Raw genomic sequence first — 14,882 nt, 5'->3', positions numbered from 1 at the left:
ATCCCGTCGGTATCGATATCCGCACCGACCACGGTCAGGCCGTTGGCGGCGAGTGCAACCGCTGTCGCCTGCCCGATACCCGAGGCCGCACCGGTCACGAGTGCGACTGTCTCCTCAGTGAAACGCGGGTCATCCACGATCAGGAGATCCTCACGACTCAGTTCTGGCGGGTTCAAATCAAAATTGTCGTCTGTCACGTATAGACCACATTACAACTATAAATAAAGTCGTAGCTAACCCCCTCGTAACCCGATTCGGTTCAGATTTGTGGTCGACAGTCGGTCGTCGGAGCGATTACTCCGCGGGTTCGTCTCCGCCTCGGAACGATTCCCAAAAAATCTCGTTCAGGTCGCCCTCGTACGAGCCGTCGACATAATCTTCCTTGGTCAGATTGGCGTCTTCGATCAGTGTTGCCGCTTCTCCGGCCCAGAGATAGAAGCCGATCAGTGATTCTCGTCGCATCTCCTCGATATCGATTGGCTGGTAGACGTTGACGAAACCACCGTCTTCGCGGTTGAGTTGCATCTTCGTCAGCAGACCGACCTCGGTGAGTTTGTTGAGATATCGCCGGATCGTACTCTCGTCGTACCCAAGCTGCTGTGCGACCTCGTCCGGCGAAAGCGGCCCATCGTCGATAACGCACAGACAGATATCGAGTCCGACTTTCGGAAGCCCGAAGACGTTGAGCAAGACGTCGCGCAAATTCGGCGGTTGAATCTCCATTTTCGCTTCTGTAACCGGCACCATCTCCTCGCCGTGGCAGGTCATCCCCTCGCCACAGCCGTGTAGCGAGAGGATTACGTTATCACAGGTCTGACAGCCGTACACGTCGTACGGACGGTCCGTCAGATCGATATCCTGTTCCGCTTCTTGGACGAATGGCGACGTATCTTGGTCCCCTGTTGTCTTTTTTGGATTGTCTGACACGGTGAATCTCCTATTACCATCATATACCGCCGTACTCGATATAAAATACTGTGCCGGCTGGACAGTCGCAGTGAACAGCCGTCCTATGCAGCAGTCAGGACTCCGGCTGTGTGTCGAGTATTACCAGTGCATCGTCATCGATATCAAGTTCCAGCAGTTCGCGGGCAGTCACAGTCGGGCGGTATCCGTCGTCAACCGGCTTCAGCAGGTGTTTCGACTCGTAATTCTCGAAAAACTCCCGGAGAGTCGCAGGATCGCTATCGACTACCGTTGCCATCTCTGTGGCCGTGACCGGCCCCTCTCGCTCGTCATACCGGCTGACGAGCCGTGAAAGAATCCGGATCTGTGATGCTGTCATCGTTCTGTGACCAGCCGCTCCATACAGATCGGTTCGAGCCAACGACTAAAAACGCGACTTACGCGGGAGTTATCTATACGAGAAGTAGGAGACCAGAGAATATCTACTCGGACAACCGTGTGATGTCGATACTGTCTCCATTACCGGCCGCTTGTACCGATCGAGAGAACAGATAGCGGCCGTGTTCACTGTGCTGGTGGTGCGGATTGAGGTGCACTGGCTTCGTAAGTAAACGTGCCAAGAGACTCCTGCAACTGCTTGGCTTTCCCGAGCAGCGCGTGTGTGTTCTCAGACGCCCCGGTGAGAATCGTCACCTGCTCGCTCGCAGTCTCTGCAATGGCTGTCGTCTTCTCTGCGGTCGTCCGACCGAATTCCGTCAGTTCGTCGACGGTTGCGGTGACATCGTTGAGCGAGGTTGCCTGCTGATCCATCGCGATGGTGATTTGCTGGACGCCATCGTCGACTTCACCGACTTGCGTGTCGATATCTGTCAGTACGTCACCAACGTTTTCGACGGTTTCGACGCCGGATTTGACCTCTGTCTGAATTCCTCGCATGTCGTCAGCGCTGTCCTCGGTGAGGTGTCGAATATCCCGGAGCATCTCCTCGATTTCACTGGCAGAGGTTCTGGTCTCCTCGGCGAGCGCTTTCACCTCCTGGGCGACGACATCGAAGCCATCGGCAACGTCGCCAGTCCCGCCGCCAGCGCGTGCAGCCTCGATAGAAGCATTGAGCGCGAGCATGTTCGTCTGCTCGGCAATTTCGGTAATGGTCGTGACGATCTGTTCGATCTCGTCCATCTGGGTTTCGAGTTCAGTGATCGTTTCGACGGCCGATTCAGATCGCTGTTCGATGCTGTGGAGTTCCTTGACGGCTGCGACTGCGTCCGACCGCCCGCGTTCGCTTAGCTCGGCGGCTCGTTTCGACGAATCTGCGAGTTCGTCGGTCGAAGCCGCAACTTCTTCGATATTTGCCGACATGCTCTCCAGTTCCTCGGAGGCGTCGACAAGATCATCACGCTGTTGTCTGGCATCGGCCGCAATATCGTCCATCGACTCGTTTGCATGTCGGCCGTTGTCGACTGCATCGTCGATACGATCTGTCGACGCTTCGCCAGCGGTGACAACCTCCTCGGTAAACGTTCCGACGTCGTCGACGATAGCTTGGAGTTCATCCATCGCCTCGTTGAAACTTCCGCCGACACGCGTCAGTGATTCGGGATCATCAGATTCGACCGAAAGACGAGCCGTGAGGTCTCCGTTGGCCGTCTCTGCCATCGTCTGCGCGAATGCTTCCGTCCGGGTTTCGAGTGTTCGTGCGAGTTCTTCGCTTTCCTGTCGAGCCTGCTCGGCACGCTCGCGCTGGGTTTCACTCTCTTCTTGGGCTTTGAGTGCACGTTCGCGTTGCTGTTCGGCCTCCTCGATCCGCTGCTTGATCGTTTCTCGCATGGAGGTGATCGAACGATATAACGAGCCGAGTTCGTCCTGCGCAGCACTCTCGACGTTGCCGTCGAGTTGTCCCGCTTCGATATCTGCCGTGTGGCTTGCGAGTTCTTCGATCCCTTTGACAGTTGGTCGAGCAAGCATGAGTCCAACAGCCACGATGCCGAGCACTGCTGTCGCGATGAGGATCGCGAGGTTCTGCGCAACGATCCCACGATTCTCCGGAGCAATCTGTGCGGCTGTATCGAGGAAGGCCAGAACGCCGACTGTGATCATCACGAGAATGACGACCCCGAACGCGAGGCCGAATTTGACGAGTCGTCGCTCTCTGATCAACTGGGGATTCACAAAAAACCTCCTCGCTGGTGAGCCCCATCGAATGACTTGCTATCTCCGTCCATATCTGATTACTTTGCGAGAATGGCGTTTCAATTCGCGTGCGACGTGGAATAGCGAAGCAGTTCACCAGTAAATTTTTATATAGCTTCCTGAAAGAGGCGCACTAACAGCGGATATCAGACGTGATTGTTTCGTTTTCTACTGGTCGATTTACAAACATTTCTCCGACAAAAACAACTGCCTCGGTAATAGCTCCTCGATACCCTCACACTACGCAGAAACCCCCCTCCGGGATGCAGTACTGTCAATCTTGCCAGAAGGCACCCGTAAACAGAACTAGCACGGGAATCACTTCCAGACGGCCCAGCCACATGAGAACGATCATCAGCAGTTTGCTCGATGTCGGGAATTCCAGAAAGCTCCCGAACGGTCCGAGGGAACCGAATCCCGGTCCGATGTTCCCGAGCGTGGCGAGGCTCGCGCTGATTGCTTCTATCGGCGTCAGTTGCAGTCCGGCGCGAGCGGCATCGAGCGAGAGAAGGACACTTGCGACGCCGAAAATAGCCAAATAGAGGAAAGTGAACGCCACGATGCCCGTGATCGCATCCTCGTCGATCACCTGTCCCCCGAGCCTGATCGGTTTGACCGCATCGGGATGTACCGTTTTGTACAGGGTCCGGCGACCGGCCTTGATCAGTACAAGCCAGCGGACGACTTTCACACCGCCGCCGGTCGACCCCGCAGAGCCACCGATGAACATCGCAAACAAGAGTACCATCCGCGACGGCGTGTCCCACTGGGCAAAGTCACTCGTCGCGTACCCCGTCGAGTTCATGAGCGATCCGATCTGGAACGCCGCCTGCCGGAGCGAGTTTTCGAGGACTCCCTGCGTTTGACCCCCGAGTTCGAGCGTCGGCGCGGAACCAGTGAACAGCAAGCCCCAGAGGATGGCGATCAAACCGAGAATCGCCCCGATGTACGCCTGAAACTCACGGTCCTTGACGATCCGGAAGGAGTTGCCCTTCAGGATGAAATAAAACAGGGCGAAGTTCGTGCCGGCGATGATCATGAACGGAATGACGACCCACTGCACGGCGGGGGAGAAAGCCGCGATACTGTCTGCCTGCGGCGAGAATCCGCCGGTCGGGAGCGTCGTGAACCCGTGCGCGATGGCATTGTACAGGTCCATGTTCGGAGCAACGTCCGCTTCGAGCACGCGTCCCGCGAGCGAGAGGCCGTAGAGCAGAGCGATGTACAGGACGGTGAAGAAGAGATAGAACAACCAGAGAAGGCGCGCGGTTTCGACGATGCGTGGAGTCATCTTCTGCAGTTCGGGGCCGGGCGCTTCTGATTCGATGAGCTGTGCCCCGTTGACTGCGACTTCGGGCAAAATAGCGACCATCAGAACGATGATTCCCATCCCCCCGAGCCACTGCGTGAGCTGTCGCCAGATGAGCACTGCGTGAGAATGTTGCTCGAAGGAGATCTCGCCCAGCACCGTCGATCCGGTCGTCGTAAAGCCGGACATCGACTCGAACAGGGCGTTCGCGATCGAACCGGCGAACGCCCCGAGCGAACTGGTTTGCAGTCCAACGGTCGAGTCTGTCCCGAATCCTGCCAGCAGGTACGGAATCATCCCGACGATTGCGACGACACCCCACACGAGAGCGACGAACAGAATCGCCTCACGCGGACCGAGGTCGATATCGGCCTCGAGTTGTTCGAGCAGGAGTCCAATGGCGACGGTGATCCCGATTGCGGCGAGAAACACCACGGTATCTTCACCGTAGACGAGACTGACGATCAGCGGGAAGAGCATCGTGGCTGCGAGATACTTGACGACGGTCCCCGTCAGAGCCACACTTTGACGCCAGTTGACGCGTATCCGCATCTGGCTCAGTTGAGATGCCCACTATACAAAAACGTGTTTCTTAGCGATTTTTGCATATCTAAAGCTCAAGAGGAACGCACTCCGATCACTCGCTTGGCTTCGATCCGGCAGAGGCGGTCAGTCGCGACGAAACCGTTTCTGAGCGCGAAACGGCGGCCCACGATTTATGCAGTGACACAGAGACTAGCAAATATGGACTTGACTTCAGGCGGCTGGCGATCACAATCGCCGCTGGTCACTGCCTTTGCCGTCCTCGTGGCCGCTGTTGCCGTCGTCGGGACGCAGTTTCTTGGCTGGGAGTGGGGATCCGGGCAGATCGTCCCGACTCTCATCGGAGTGACTGTCGCGCTCGTGGCCGCCTTCCTTGTGATTCGAGAACGACTCGGGCAGACAGACTGATTTCAGAGTTTCACCATTACCTTGATCGCGTCGCGTTCGTCCATCGCCCGGTAGCCCTCGGGAACGCCGTCCAGATCGACTGTTTTCGTGAAAATCGGTGACGGATCGAGTGTCCCCTGCAACACGTCGGCTAAGAGGTCATCCACGTACGCGCGGACCGGGGCAACACCGCCGGCGAGGGTGACGTTGTCCCCGAATGCCGTATCGAGGAAGGCGGCCTCGTCGACGCCCGCTGGGACACCGACGTATCCGACCGTGCCGCCGGGTCGGGCAACCTGGAAGGCAGTGTCCATCGAAGACTCCGCGCCGACGCATTCGAGGACGTGATTCGCGCCGCCATCAGTGAGATCCGTCGCAGCCTCGACGGCCTCCTCGCCGCGAGCGCTGATGGTTTCGGTCGCGCCGAACTGTTCGGCAATCTCGAGTCGGTCCTCGTGGTGGCCCATTGCGATGATGCGCTCTGCGCCGAGTCGTCGACAGGCGAGCACCCCGCAGAGGCCAACCGCGCCGTCGCCGACGACGACAGCGGTATCCCCTGCCTGGACGCCTGCGCTGACGGCCGCGTGGTGGCCCGTACACATCACGTCGGTTAGCGGGAGGGCGGCTTCGAGCACCTTCTCGTCGTCGGCGTAGCGGTCGGGAATCCGAACGAGCGTCCCGTCGGCGTGTGGTGCTCGGACCATCTCGGCCTGTGCACCGCTCATCTCGCCGCCCCAGCTATCGCCGTCGACACAGGAGGTGTGCAGCCCTTTCCGGCAGAACTCGCACTCGCCGCAACTGATCCAGAAGGGCGCGAGCACGCGGTCTCCGGGCTGGACGTGTGTCACGTCGGAGCCAACTTCCTCGACGATGCCCATCGGTTCGTGCCCGACTTTTCCGGGCGTCGGAAACTCGCGTAGGCCGCGGTAGAACCACAGATCCGAGCCACAGATTGCCGTGTGTGTGACTCTGATAATCGCGTCTGTCGGGTCCTCGATAGTCGGGTCCGATTGTTCTTCGATTGCGATTTCCCCTTCACCGTGGAAGACAGCGGCTCTCATGCACAGGTATTCGGCGCGATTGCACTAAAACCCGCCTGCGCTCGGATGGAGAAGTCGACAGAACTCGCATCAAATCCGATGAGTGATCCCAGACACGTCGTCGGTGTCCGAACCAGCCGTCCTGACGGTAAACGAAACCCCATCGGCACCGAACTCCATATCGATCGACTCCACGATTGCGTAGAACTGCTCGTGGTGGTGACCGTCGGGGTCAAAGACCATCTCGGAGTCGACCAACCCGGCGTCTTCCAGTTCGCCGAGTCGACGGTACGCCGTTGCCTTCGAGACATCCGCCGCCTCGACCACTTCGCTGCCGCTCCGGGGCTGTTCCGTCACTGCCGCCAGTACCCGTCGGGTGTACTCGTCACCGAGCAGTTCGAGCAGATCCGGTTCGCTGTCGACACTGTTTTCGTTCGCTGGCTCGCGGTCCGTGACCGAAAGTTGCGTCGCCATACCTACACCATGTTGCCGTCTCTCGATGGAACGATATGCTAGCTATACAGAACTGACCCGCGGCTGTATCTAGCTATCCTTATTTGGAGAGTGACGGCTGTGCTCGTCCGCTGATGTCGCGTGCTTTTTATTGGCGAACGGGCATGGTACGGATATGAGCAGGCAGGACGCAGACGACGACGAGAGTTCGCCCGAATCGACCGGTGATGGCATCGACGAGGCGGGTGACGAGCAGGCTGCTCGGCGTGACACCGGCGGAGCCGAGGGTGAAGCCGCCGGAACTACCGAGGAGTCGGATGTTGGGTCACTGGAAGAGATAGCCGAAGAGCCGAGTGAAGATGTCGACGAACTCCTCGAAGAGATCACGACGACCACTGAGACAGAAGACGAGGCAGTAACAGAGTCCGAACAAGAGGAGGTCGGTACCGATCTGATCGAATTCATCGAAGAGACGCCATCCGACCGTGTCGCGGCAGTCATCCGAACACTGAACGCAGAACGGGCAGAACTGCGCGAGGAACTCGACGAGGAACGCGAACGCGCAGACGACCTCGAATCACGGCTCTCGCGCAAGCAGGCCGACTTCCAGAACTACAAGAAGCGACAGGAAAAGCGCATGGAAGAGGAAAAACAGCGAGCGACCGAGGACCTCGTCGAGCGACTCCTCGACGTTCGAGATAATCTCGCCCGCGCGCTCGAACAGGACGACGACGCAGACATCCGCAGCGGCATCGAGTCCACGCTGGTCCAGTTCGACGAGGAGATGGATCGGGAGAATGTCGAGGTGATCGAACCCGACCTCGGCGCGGATGTCGACCCACAGCGCCACGAGGTGCTCATCACCGTCGAGAGCGACCAGCCCGAAGATACGGTCGCACAACTGCACCGACCGGGCTACGAGATGGCCGGGAAGGTCCTTCGTCCAGCACAGGTCGCCGTCAGTGACGGCTCCGGAGCGAGCGACGAAGACGAGGAGTGAGGGGCCTCGAAGGAGAGATGCGTGATCTATCGGTCGAATTGCGGTTGAACATAAATCCCTAGTAGTCGAGTGCGACGGGAGGTGAAAGCCCGTCGCTTGCGGTGTGTGGCTGTGCTTCGTGGAGAGGTGATCTAGCAACTTTTAACCGAACGAATCGGGTATGTTCTGATAACATGACGAGCAACAAGATTCTTGGAATCGACCTCGGGACCACGAACAGCGCGTTCGCGGTCATGGAGGGTGGCGACCCGGAGATCATCGTCAACAGCGAGGGCGACCGGACGACACCGTCGGTCGTCGCCTTCTCCGACGGTGAACAGATCGTCGGCAAACCGGCGAAAAACCAGGCCGTCCAGAATCCGGACAACACCGTCGAATCGATCAAGCGGCACATGGGCGAGGAGGATTATACTGTGGAACTCGAAGGGGAGGAGTACACCCCCGAGCAGGTCTCGGCGATGACGCTGCAGAAGATCAAACGCGACGCCGAGGAGTATCTCGGCGAGGAGATCGAACGCGCCGTCATCACGGTCCCGGCCTACTTCTCCGACCGCCAGCGCCAGGCCACCAAGGACGCCGGCGAAATCGCCGGCTTCGAGGTCGAACGGATCATCAACGAACCGACCGCAGCGGCGATGGCCTACGGACTTGACGACGAGTCCGATCAGACCGTGCTCGTCTACGACCTCGGTGGCGGAACGTTCGACGTGTCGATCCTGGAACTCGGCGGCGGCGTCTACGAGGTTGTCGCCACCAACGGTGACAACGACCTCGGTGGAGACGACTGGGACGAGGCGATCATCGACTATCTGGCCGACGACTTCGAGGCCGAACACGGCATCGACCTCCGCGAAGACCGACAGGCCCTGCAGCGCCTGCACGAGGCCGCCGAAGAGGCCAAGGTCGAACTCTCGAACCGCAAGGAAACGACCATCAACCTACCCTTCATCGCCGCGGACGACGACGGCCCGAAGGATCTCGAAGCCTCGCTCACCCGTGCGAAATTCGAGTCGCTGACCGAGAATCTCGTCGACCGAACGGTCGACCCGACCGAGCAGGCGCTGGCCGACGCCGGCCTGAGCAAAGACGACATCGACGAAGTCATCCTCGTCGGCGGATCGACGCGGATGCCGATGATCCAGGAGAAAGTCGAGGAGATGACCGGCCAAGAGCCGAAGAAAAACGTCAACCCCGACGAAGCGGTCGCGCTCGGCGCGGCCATTCAGGCCGGTGTGCTCTCCGGCGATGTCGACGACATCGTGCTCGTCGACGTGACGCCACTTTCGCTCGGTGTCGAGGTCAAGGGTGGCCTCTTCGAGCGACTCATCGAGAAGAACACGACGATTCCGACCGAGGAGTCGAAGGTCTTCACCACCGCACAGGCCAACCAGACCTCTGTCCAGATTCGTGTCTTCCAGGGCGAGCGCGAAATCGCCGAGGAGAACGAACTGCTCGGTGAGTTCATGCTTTCGGGCATCCCGCCGGCCCCTGCTGGCGTCCCGCAGATCGAAGTGACCTTCGAACTCGACGAGAACGGCATCGTCAACGTCAGCGCCGAGGACCGCGAGTCCGGGAACAAAGAAGACATCACCATCGAGGGCGGTGTCGGTCTCTCGGACGATGAAATCGAGGAGATGCAGGAGGAAGCCGAGAAACACGCCGAGGAAGACGAGGAACGTCGCAAACGGATCGAGGCCCGCAACGAGGCCGAGTCGACGATCCAGCGCGCGCGAACCGTCCTCGACGAGAACGAGGACGCCGTCGACGACGAACTCCGCGAGACCATCGAGGGTCACATCGAGGATGTCGAAGAAGTCCTCGAAGACGAGGATGCAGAACGTGAGGAGATCGAAGAGGCAACCGAGACGCTAACCGAGGAACTGCAGGAGATCGGCAAGCAGATGTACCAGCAGCAGGCCGGCGCCGCCGGTGCGGGCGGTCCCGGTGGTGCTGGCGGTGCGGGTCCGGGTGCCGGCGCAGCGGGCGCGGGCCCGGGCGCTGCAGGGCCGGGCGCAGGCGCTGCCGGTGCGAGTGACGACGAGGAGTACGTCGACGCCGACTTCGAGGACGTTGACGACGAAGACGAGGAGTAAACGAGTCTGAAGCGTTCATCGACCCGGATGCTGACCTGATTTTCGCGGTTTTGTCCCGCCGGCCGCCCAAACGATCATTATTCTCTCCGGAGAATAGTGTGGTATGTCACCACGAATCGCCCTGATCGCCCACGACGACGAGAAGCCGGAGATGATCGAATTCGTTCAGAAACACGAGCAGATACTCTCGGAGTTCGACCTCGTCGGAACCGGGACCACTGGCCAGCGAATCATTGAGGAGACGGATCTCAGCGTCGAACGCAAAAAATCCGGACCGATCGGCGGTGATGCACAGATTGCCGCCGAGGTGGCAGAAGAGCAGATGGACGCGATCGTCTTTCTTCGGGATCCGCTGACAGCCCAGCCTCACGAACCGGACATCTCGGCGCTGCTCAGGATCTGTGATGTCCACGATATCCCGCTGGCGACCACCCGTAGTTCCGCCGAGTATATCATCCACGGCATCGCTCGGGATGCCGGGCTGGATGCCGTTTAAACGCCTTCACTCGGAGACAGCGCAGTTGTTCGGGCCTAATTCGAGCTCGAAGGCCTCGTCTGGGTCTGCATCCCGCTGGCCGAGGTTGATCGCGATGATCTCGCGGTAGTTGTTGGGCTGTGGCGGCAGGTCCCGGGTCGCGCGCTCGACGAACTCCTCGCGGGATTCGTCGAAGGCTCGCAAGCGTCCGCGGAGGTGGCCGAGCGTGGCCGTGAACGACCCATCGTCGTCTGGGACTGTCGTCGGACCGACGTGTCCCGGTGCGACGACTGTCTCCTCGGGCAGGTCGTCGAGATCCTGCAGGGTTTGCCAGAGTTGCCCCGCCGCTGCCTCGGCCGCGTCGCCGTCTTCGAGATCAGGGCGTGCAACGCCGTCGAGAAAGATCGTATCTCCGGCGGCGAGGACACCCTCGAACAGATAGCCGGTGTTTTCGGTCGTGTGGCCGGGGAGCGCGCGAACGTCGATCGCTTGCGAGCCAAGCGGAACCGAATCGCCATCGTCGACCAATCGAGCGTCGAACTGGCGGCCTCGCTCGTTGCTCCCTCGCGGAAGTACAGCGGCACAGTCTGTCTGTCGAGCGACTTCTCGGACACCGCTGACGTGATCCGCGTGGACGTGGGTGTCGAGCGCGTAGACGAGTTCGGCCCCGTGCGAGCGGGCGATGTCGGCGTATCTGTCAGCGAATACCTGGAGCGGATCGATGACGGCAGCCTCGTCGTCAGCGACGAACAGATACGACAGACAGCCACTCGACGGGCGGTGAAACTGGAGCACAGTCGTCTCCGCCGACGAGTCGATTGGGTGTGTCTCGAGCAGGTTCGCCCAGCCGCGCATTCCGTCTTCCAGCGGGAGCACCTCCCACCCTTCCCGGCTCAGAAACTCGGCGACGTATTTCGAGGAGAGGCCTTTCGCACAGCAGGTGATCAGCGGCCCCGGCGGAACCCCCTCCGGGACCTCGTCGGCGACTTCGGTGCCGCTGTCGTCGAGAAATTCACTGAACGGGACGTTCGTCACGGTGAGATTCGGGTGGGAAACCTGCCACGTCTCGAAATCCGAGCGTTTCCGGGTGTCGAGAAGCGTCAGTTGCTCGCCGTCGTCGAGGCGTCGTTTGAACTCGGCCGGACTGATCTCCGAGACTGTCGTGTCGAGATCTGGAAATTCCCGCGGCATACCAAAGCTACGTCGAGGACGCTCAAAAGGACCAGCTTCAGTGGATCAAGAACGGATCGATTGATCGGTCGTCACGGCGGCACCGATTCCGGCGGCGGATTCGAGCACCGTGGTCAGCGGAGCGATCACCGGATAGGTGACCGGCAACTCAGTGTAGAGATAGGAGGGCAGGTCGGGGCCGCTGATCGGAAGAGAGAGTGCGCGCCTGTCGCCGACGATTTCTGATTGACGCTGGTCGACGAGGTCGTGACAGCGCGATTCGAGAACGTCGATCCGTCTGCGATACCCGTCGAGTAATTTTGGTGAGTCGCTCGCCAGCGTCCCGCCGTCGAACGAACGAATGGCGTCGATGACCGACTGCACCGGATCCCGAAACCGTTCGAGCGATGCCTGCTCTTCGTCGATGGCTTCGAGAAGGTGGCGACGCTGTTCGATGCTCTCCTCGGTCGCGACGATAACAGCCTGTTTGTGGTGGGCCTCGAAAACCCGACCGGTCGTGAGCAGTGTCGCGATGTCCGGGCCGAACTCGGTATGGGCGTTCGTCTCGAAGGATTCGCCATACTCCGTCTCGTAATGTGGAACCGCCATGACGGACGACTCGTAGCCGGCGCGCAGCGTCTGAAACAGATCAGTGCCGCCAGTCTGAGACTGGACGGGCGGCAGTCTCGAACCCGCTGTGGACGTGGGAGTGACCGATTCCACAACGTCGAGAAACTCCTCGAATGCCTCGATCTCCGTGGTGAGAATTGCCCGTTCCGATTCGATCACGTCGAGGGCCTCCTCGAAATGCAGGTCTGGGACTTCGCCGGTCAGTTCAGTCATATCGATAGATGGGGGATGATCCTCTTAACCGCTTCTAGGAGGGATATTGGGAGGGTTTCCGGGCTACAGAGCGCTATATATTCTGCGGACGGCAGGCTTTCCCCGTTGGCGTGAAAGAACGAACCAATGAGTTCCGAGTTCGCAGCGGTGCTGTTCGATATGGACGGTGTCACCGTCGAGACCGCCGACATCTGGCGTGACCTCGAAGAGACCGAAATTCTGCCCGCGGCCGTCGCCGGCAAGCCACCACTCGAAGAGGTCCGGGCGCTCAGCGTGACCGACGCCTACGACCGCCTCAACGACCTCGATAGTGTCGAGTTGTCTGTCTCCGCCGAGGAGTTCGACGCGCTGTACGACGACAACGCGGCCGAAGTCTACCGCGAGCAGGCGACGCTACTGGACGGCTACGTCGATCTGATCGAAGCGCTCAGGGCGGAGGGATACGCGACAGGCCTTGTCTCGGCCTCCCGGCGCGGGTGGGTCGAGATGGTGCTGGATCGGTTTGATCTCCACGAACTGTACGATGTCGTTGTCTCGTCGTCGGATGTCGAGGGACCGTCGAAACCCGATCCGAAGAGCTACCGCGTCGCTGCCGAAAAACTGGGTGTCAAGCCGGAGGCGTGTATCGTCGTCGAGGACTCGCCACACGGGATCGACGCCGCGGTCGGAGCTGGGATGTACTGCATCGCGCTGCGGGGAGCGGGCAACGCCGACAACGATCTGTCGCGGGCGAACCGAGTCGTCATGTCGACGCCGGAACTGCGCGCGGTGCTTGCGGAGATATCGGTACTCGGTGATCAGTAGGAGAGGTCAGCGAGCACCGGCCGGTGGTCAGACGGACGCTGGTCGGGGCTAGTGGCCGGGAGACAGGTTAGAACCCGGTCGACCGCAACCCCGTCCGAGACAAAGACGTGATCGATGTTCTCTGGTTGGTAGTCCTCTCCGGGAAATCCGGTGTACGTTTCTGTCGGCCCGGCAGTCTGCTCGGCGACAGTCCCCGCATCGGACAGCGAGGGCCAGCCCTCGTGGTCCGTCGTCGCGCGATCGTACGCGCGATCGCCCGGCTGGCAGTTGAAATCGCCCGCGAGGGCGATCTCACTTCCCGTAGCGAGATCGGCCAGTCGGTCGCGGGCGAGTGCAACTCCTTCTCGACGCGCCCGGTCACCCTCGTGGTCAAGATGGACGTTCATCACCGTCAGCGAACGGTCAGTGTCAAGATCATCGAGAGTTGCGTACGTTGCCAATCGCTGGTACATTGCGTCCCAGGCCGGCGTGCCGGGATCAGCCTCCGGCGGCGAGAGCCAGAACGTCCCCGAGGAGGCGAGATCGAACTGATCGCTCCGATACGCGATTGGCGTGTGCGCTGGCGTGTCCGTTGCCGCGACCCACGAAAACGCCGGCAACAGTTCACGTAGCTCGGCGTACTGGTTCTTCCAGGCCTCCTGGAATGCGATAATATCGGGGCTCAAGCGCCGCAACTCGGCGATCACCGCTGCGGATCGCTCGCTCCAGCCGTGGCCATCCGGCGCGACACCTTCGTAGAGTACGTTATACGAAACGAGACGGCACTCCGCCGGCTCTGGGACGGGATCTGGGAACGGCCGACTACCACTCGCTCCGAGATACTTGTCGTCCATGGCAACGAACTGGATGGGCACCCGAAAGTATGTATTGAAAATTGCCCATAGTGTGGCGATATTGTCACTATGGATAGATCAGTCAGGTACGATCCGCCAGGAGTCGACGATTACGCCCTCGACGCCCTGCTCGGCTAGTCGCTCGACCTCCGTCGCTGTCGGTACGGTCCAAGCGTTAACCGACAGCCCCTGTTGGTGAGCCAGTCCGATCGAGTCACCGTCGACTATCGTGTACCGTGGATGAATATACTGACAGTCGAGATCGAGAGCGGTCGAGAGTGAGTTCTCGAACGACTCGGCACAGAGAACTGCAGTCGGAACGTTGCCGAACGGAGCGAGCGCTTCGGGATCGAACGACGAGACGATGACCTCCGTCGAGCGGCCCTCAAGCAGTCCCAGTATCTCCTCGCTCAGTCCGCGCTCCTTGAGTTCGATGTTGAGCCCGATGCCGTTGGGTACTGCGTCCAACACGGCGGCGAGTGTCGGAATCGACTCGTCACTAGTGCCGACGGTGAGCGTAGCGAGTTCCTCGTAGTCCGTCTCGCTGACGCGGCCAGAGGCCGCTGTGAGTCGGCCGAGTGTCTCGTCGTGAAAGACGACGAGCTCTCCGGACTGACAGCGTCGCACGTCGATTTCGATCAGGTCAACGTGTGGGGCCGCGCCCCGGACGGCCGCGAGCGTGTTCTCGGGAAACTCCGCCGCACAACCTCGATGACCGATGATCCTCACATCGGTTGCTGGAAGGCCCCGGGTACAAAGAACTGTGGATCATCTCTGATCACACGGCTATGATCGATACATACTGGTTATACCCCTATATAACGATATTCCAAGCG

General features: G+C 60.1%; 16 protein-coding genes. 5 read left to right on the top strand and 11 right to left on the bottom strand.

What is annotated here, in order from left to right; all coding sequences use genetic code 11:
• The 5 genes from V8P86_RS10865 to V8P86_RS10845 form a co-directional block, all read right to left on the bottom strand.
• Window positions 1–197, bottom strand: a 197-nt coding sequence (locus tag V8P86_RS10865; RefSeq protein ID WP_336327287.1) for an SDR family NAD(P)-dependent oxidoreductase, incomplete at its 3' end; no start/stop codon positions are given.
• Between the two features lie 97 nt (window positions 198–294).
• Window positions 295–927 (bottom strand): helix-turn-helix domain-containing protein, encoded by a 633-nt coding sequence (locus V8P86_RS10860; RefSeq protein WP_336327286.1) that lies wholly within the window; start codon window positions 925–927, stop codon window positions 295–297.
• Window positions 928–1,021: 94 nt separating this feature from the next.
• A complete protein-coding gene (locus tag V8P86_RS10855; protein ID WP_336327285.1) occupies window positions 1,022–1,285 on the bottom strand; it encodes a hypothetical protein in 264 nt (87 codons plus the stop codon).
• A gap of 185 nt (window positions 1,286–1,470) precedes the next feature.
• The gene (locus V8P86_RS10850; RefSeq protein WP_336327284.1) at window positions 1,471–3,075 is read right to left on the bottom strand and encodes a methyl-accepting chemotaxis protein; all 1,605 of its coding nucleotides are present in this window, start codon (window positions 3,073–3,075) and stop codon (window positions 1,471–1,473) included.
• Window positions 3,076–3,370: 295 nt separating this feature from the next.
• Window positions 3,371–4,957 (bottom strand): TrkH family potassium uptake protein, encoded by a 1,587-nt coding sequence (locus tag V8P86_RS10845; RefSeq protein WP_336327283.1) that lies wholly within the window; start codon window positions 4,955–4,957, stop codon window positions 3,371–3,373.
• Between the two features lie 192 nt (window positions 4,958–5,149).
• Here V8P86_RS10845 and V8P86_RS10840 point away from each other — a divergent pair, with 192 nt between their 5' ends.
• Entirely contained in the window at window positions 5,150–5,356 is a 207-nt protein-coding gene (locus tag V8P86_RS10840; RefSeq protein WP_336327282.1) for a multidrug transporter, read from the top strand.
• Window positions 5,357–5,358: 2 nt separating this feature from the next.
• Here V8P86_RS10840 and V8P86_RS10835 read toward each other — a convergent pair whose 3' ends face one another.
• Together V8P86_RS10835 and V8P86_RS10830 are read right to left on the bottom strand one after the other, a co-directional pair.
• On the bottom strand, window positions 5,359–6,396 hold the full coding sequence (locus tag V8P86_RS10835; protein ID WP_336327281.1) for a zinc-dependent alcohol dehydrogenase family protein: 1,038 nt from the start codon (window positions 6,394–6,396) through the stop codon (window positions 5,359–5,361).
• 69 nt (window positions 6,397–6,465) lie between these two features.
• Window positions 6,466–6,849, bottom strand: coding sequence for an ArsR/SmtB family transcription factor (locus tag V8P86_RS10830; protein ID WP_336327280.1), 384 nt, complete (start codon window positions 6,847–6,849; stop codon window positions 6,466–6,468).
• Between the two features lie 154 nt (window positions 6,850–7,003).
• On the opposite strand from V8P86_RS10830, the gene V8P86_RS10825 reads away from it, so the two are divergent.
• The 3 genes from V8P86_RS10825 to V8P86_RS10815 all read left to right on the top strand — a co-directional run bounded on the left by V8P86_RS10825 (window position 7,004) and on the right by V8P86_RS10815 (window position 10,417).
• Window positions 7,004–7,828, top strand: a complete 825-nt coding sequence (locus V8P86_RS10825) for a nucleotide exchange factor GrpE (protein ID WP_336327279.1) — start codon at window positions 7,004–7,006, stop codon at window positions 7,826–7,828.
• A 173-nt stretch (window positions 7,829–8,001) separates the two neighbouring features.
• Window positions 8,002–9,921, top strand: coding sequence for a molecular chaperone DnaK (gene dnaK, locus V8P86_RS10820; protein ID WP_336327278.1), 1,920 nt, complete (start codon window positions 8,002–8,004; stop codon window positions 9,919–9,921).
• A 103-nt stretch (window positions 9,922–10,024) separates the two neighbouring features.
• Window positions 10,025–10,417 carry a methylglyoxal synthase gene (locus tag V8P86_RS10815; RefSeq protein WP_336327277.1) on the top strand — a complete coding sequence of 131 codons (393 nt, stop codon included), beginning with the start codon at window positions 10,025–10,027 and terminating at the stop codon, window positions 10,415–10,417.
• 6 nt (window positions 10,418–10,423) lie between these two features.
• Here V8P86_RS10815 and V8P86_RS10810 read toward each other — a convergent pair whose 3' ends face one another.
• The gene (locus V8P86_RS10810; protein ID WP_336327276.1) at window positions 10,424–11,587 is read right to left on the bottom strand and encodes an MBL fold metallo-hydrolase; all 1,164 of its coding nucleotides are present in this window, start codon (window positions 11,585–11,587) and stop codon (window positions 10,424–10,426) included.
• Between the two features lie 45 nt (window positions 11,588–11,632).
• On the bottom strand, window positions 11,633–12,409 hold the full coding sequence (locus V8P86_RS10805; RefSeq protein WP_336327275.1) for a DUF7260 family protein: 777 nt from the start codon (window positions 12,407–12,409) through the stop codon (window positions 11,633–11,635).
• 126 nt (window positions 12,410–12,535) lie between these two features.
• On the opposite strand from V8P86_RS10805, the gene V8P86_RS10800 reads away from it, so the two are divergent.
• On the top strand, window positions 12,536–13,213 hold the full coding sequence (locus V8P86_RS10800; RefSeq protein WP_336327274.1) for an HAD family hydrolase: 678 nt from the start codon (window positions 12,536–12,538) through the stop codon (window positions 13,211–13,213).
• Here V8P86_RS10800 and V8P86_RS10795 read toward each other — a convergent pair.
• Both V8P86_RS10795 and V8P86_RS10790 read right to left on the bottom strand, forming a co-directional pair.
• Window positions 13,207–14,046, bottom strand: coding sequence for an endonuclease/exonuclease/phosphatase family protein (locus tag V8P86_RS10795; RefSeq protein ID WP_336327273.1), 840 nt, complete (start codon window positions 14,044–14,046; stop codon window positions 13,207–13,209). The genes V8P86_RS10800 and V8P86_RS10795 overlap by 7 nt on opposite strands.
• A 78-nt stretch (window positions 14,047–14,124) precedes the next feature.
• A complete protein-coding gene (locus V8P86_RS10790) occupies window positions 14,125–14,775 on the bottom strand; it encodes a glycerophosphodiester phosphodiesterase (protein ID WP_336327272.1) in 651 nt (216 codons plus the stop codon).
• Window positions 14,776–14,882: the final 107 nt, after the last annotated feature.

It is taken from the genome of Halovenus anhuiensis, from assembly GCF_037080055.1.
In the GTDB taxonomy this organism is placed as follows: domain Archaea; phylum Halobacteriota; class Halobacteria; order Halobacteriales; family Haloarculaceae; genus Halovenus.
The sequence above is the reverse complement of the archived record's forward strand: the minus strand, read 5'-3'. Positions and strand labels throughout refer to the sequence as shown.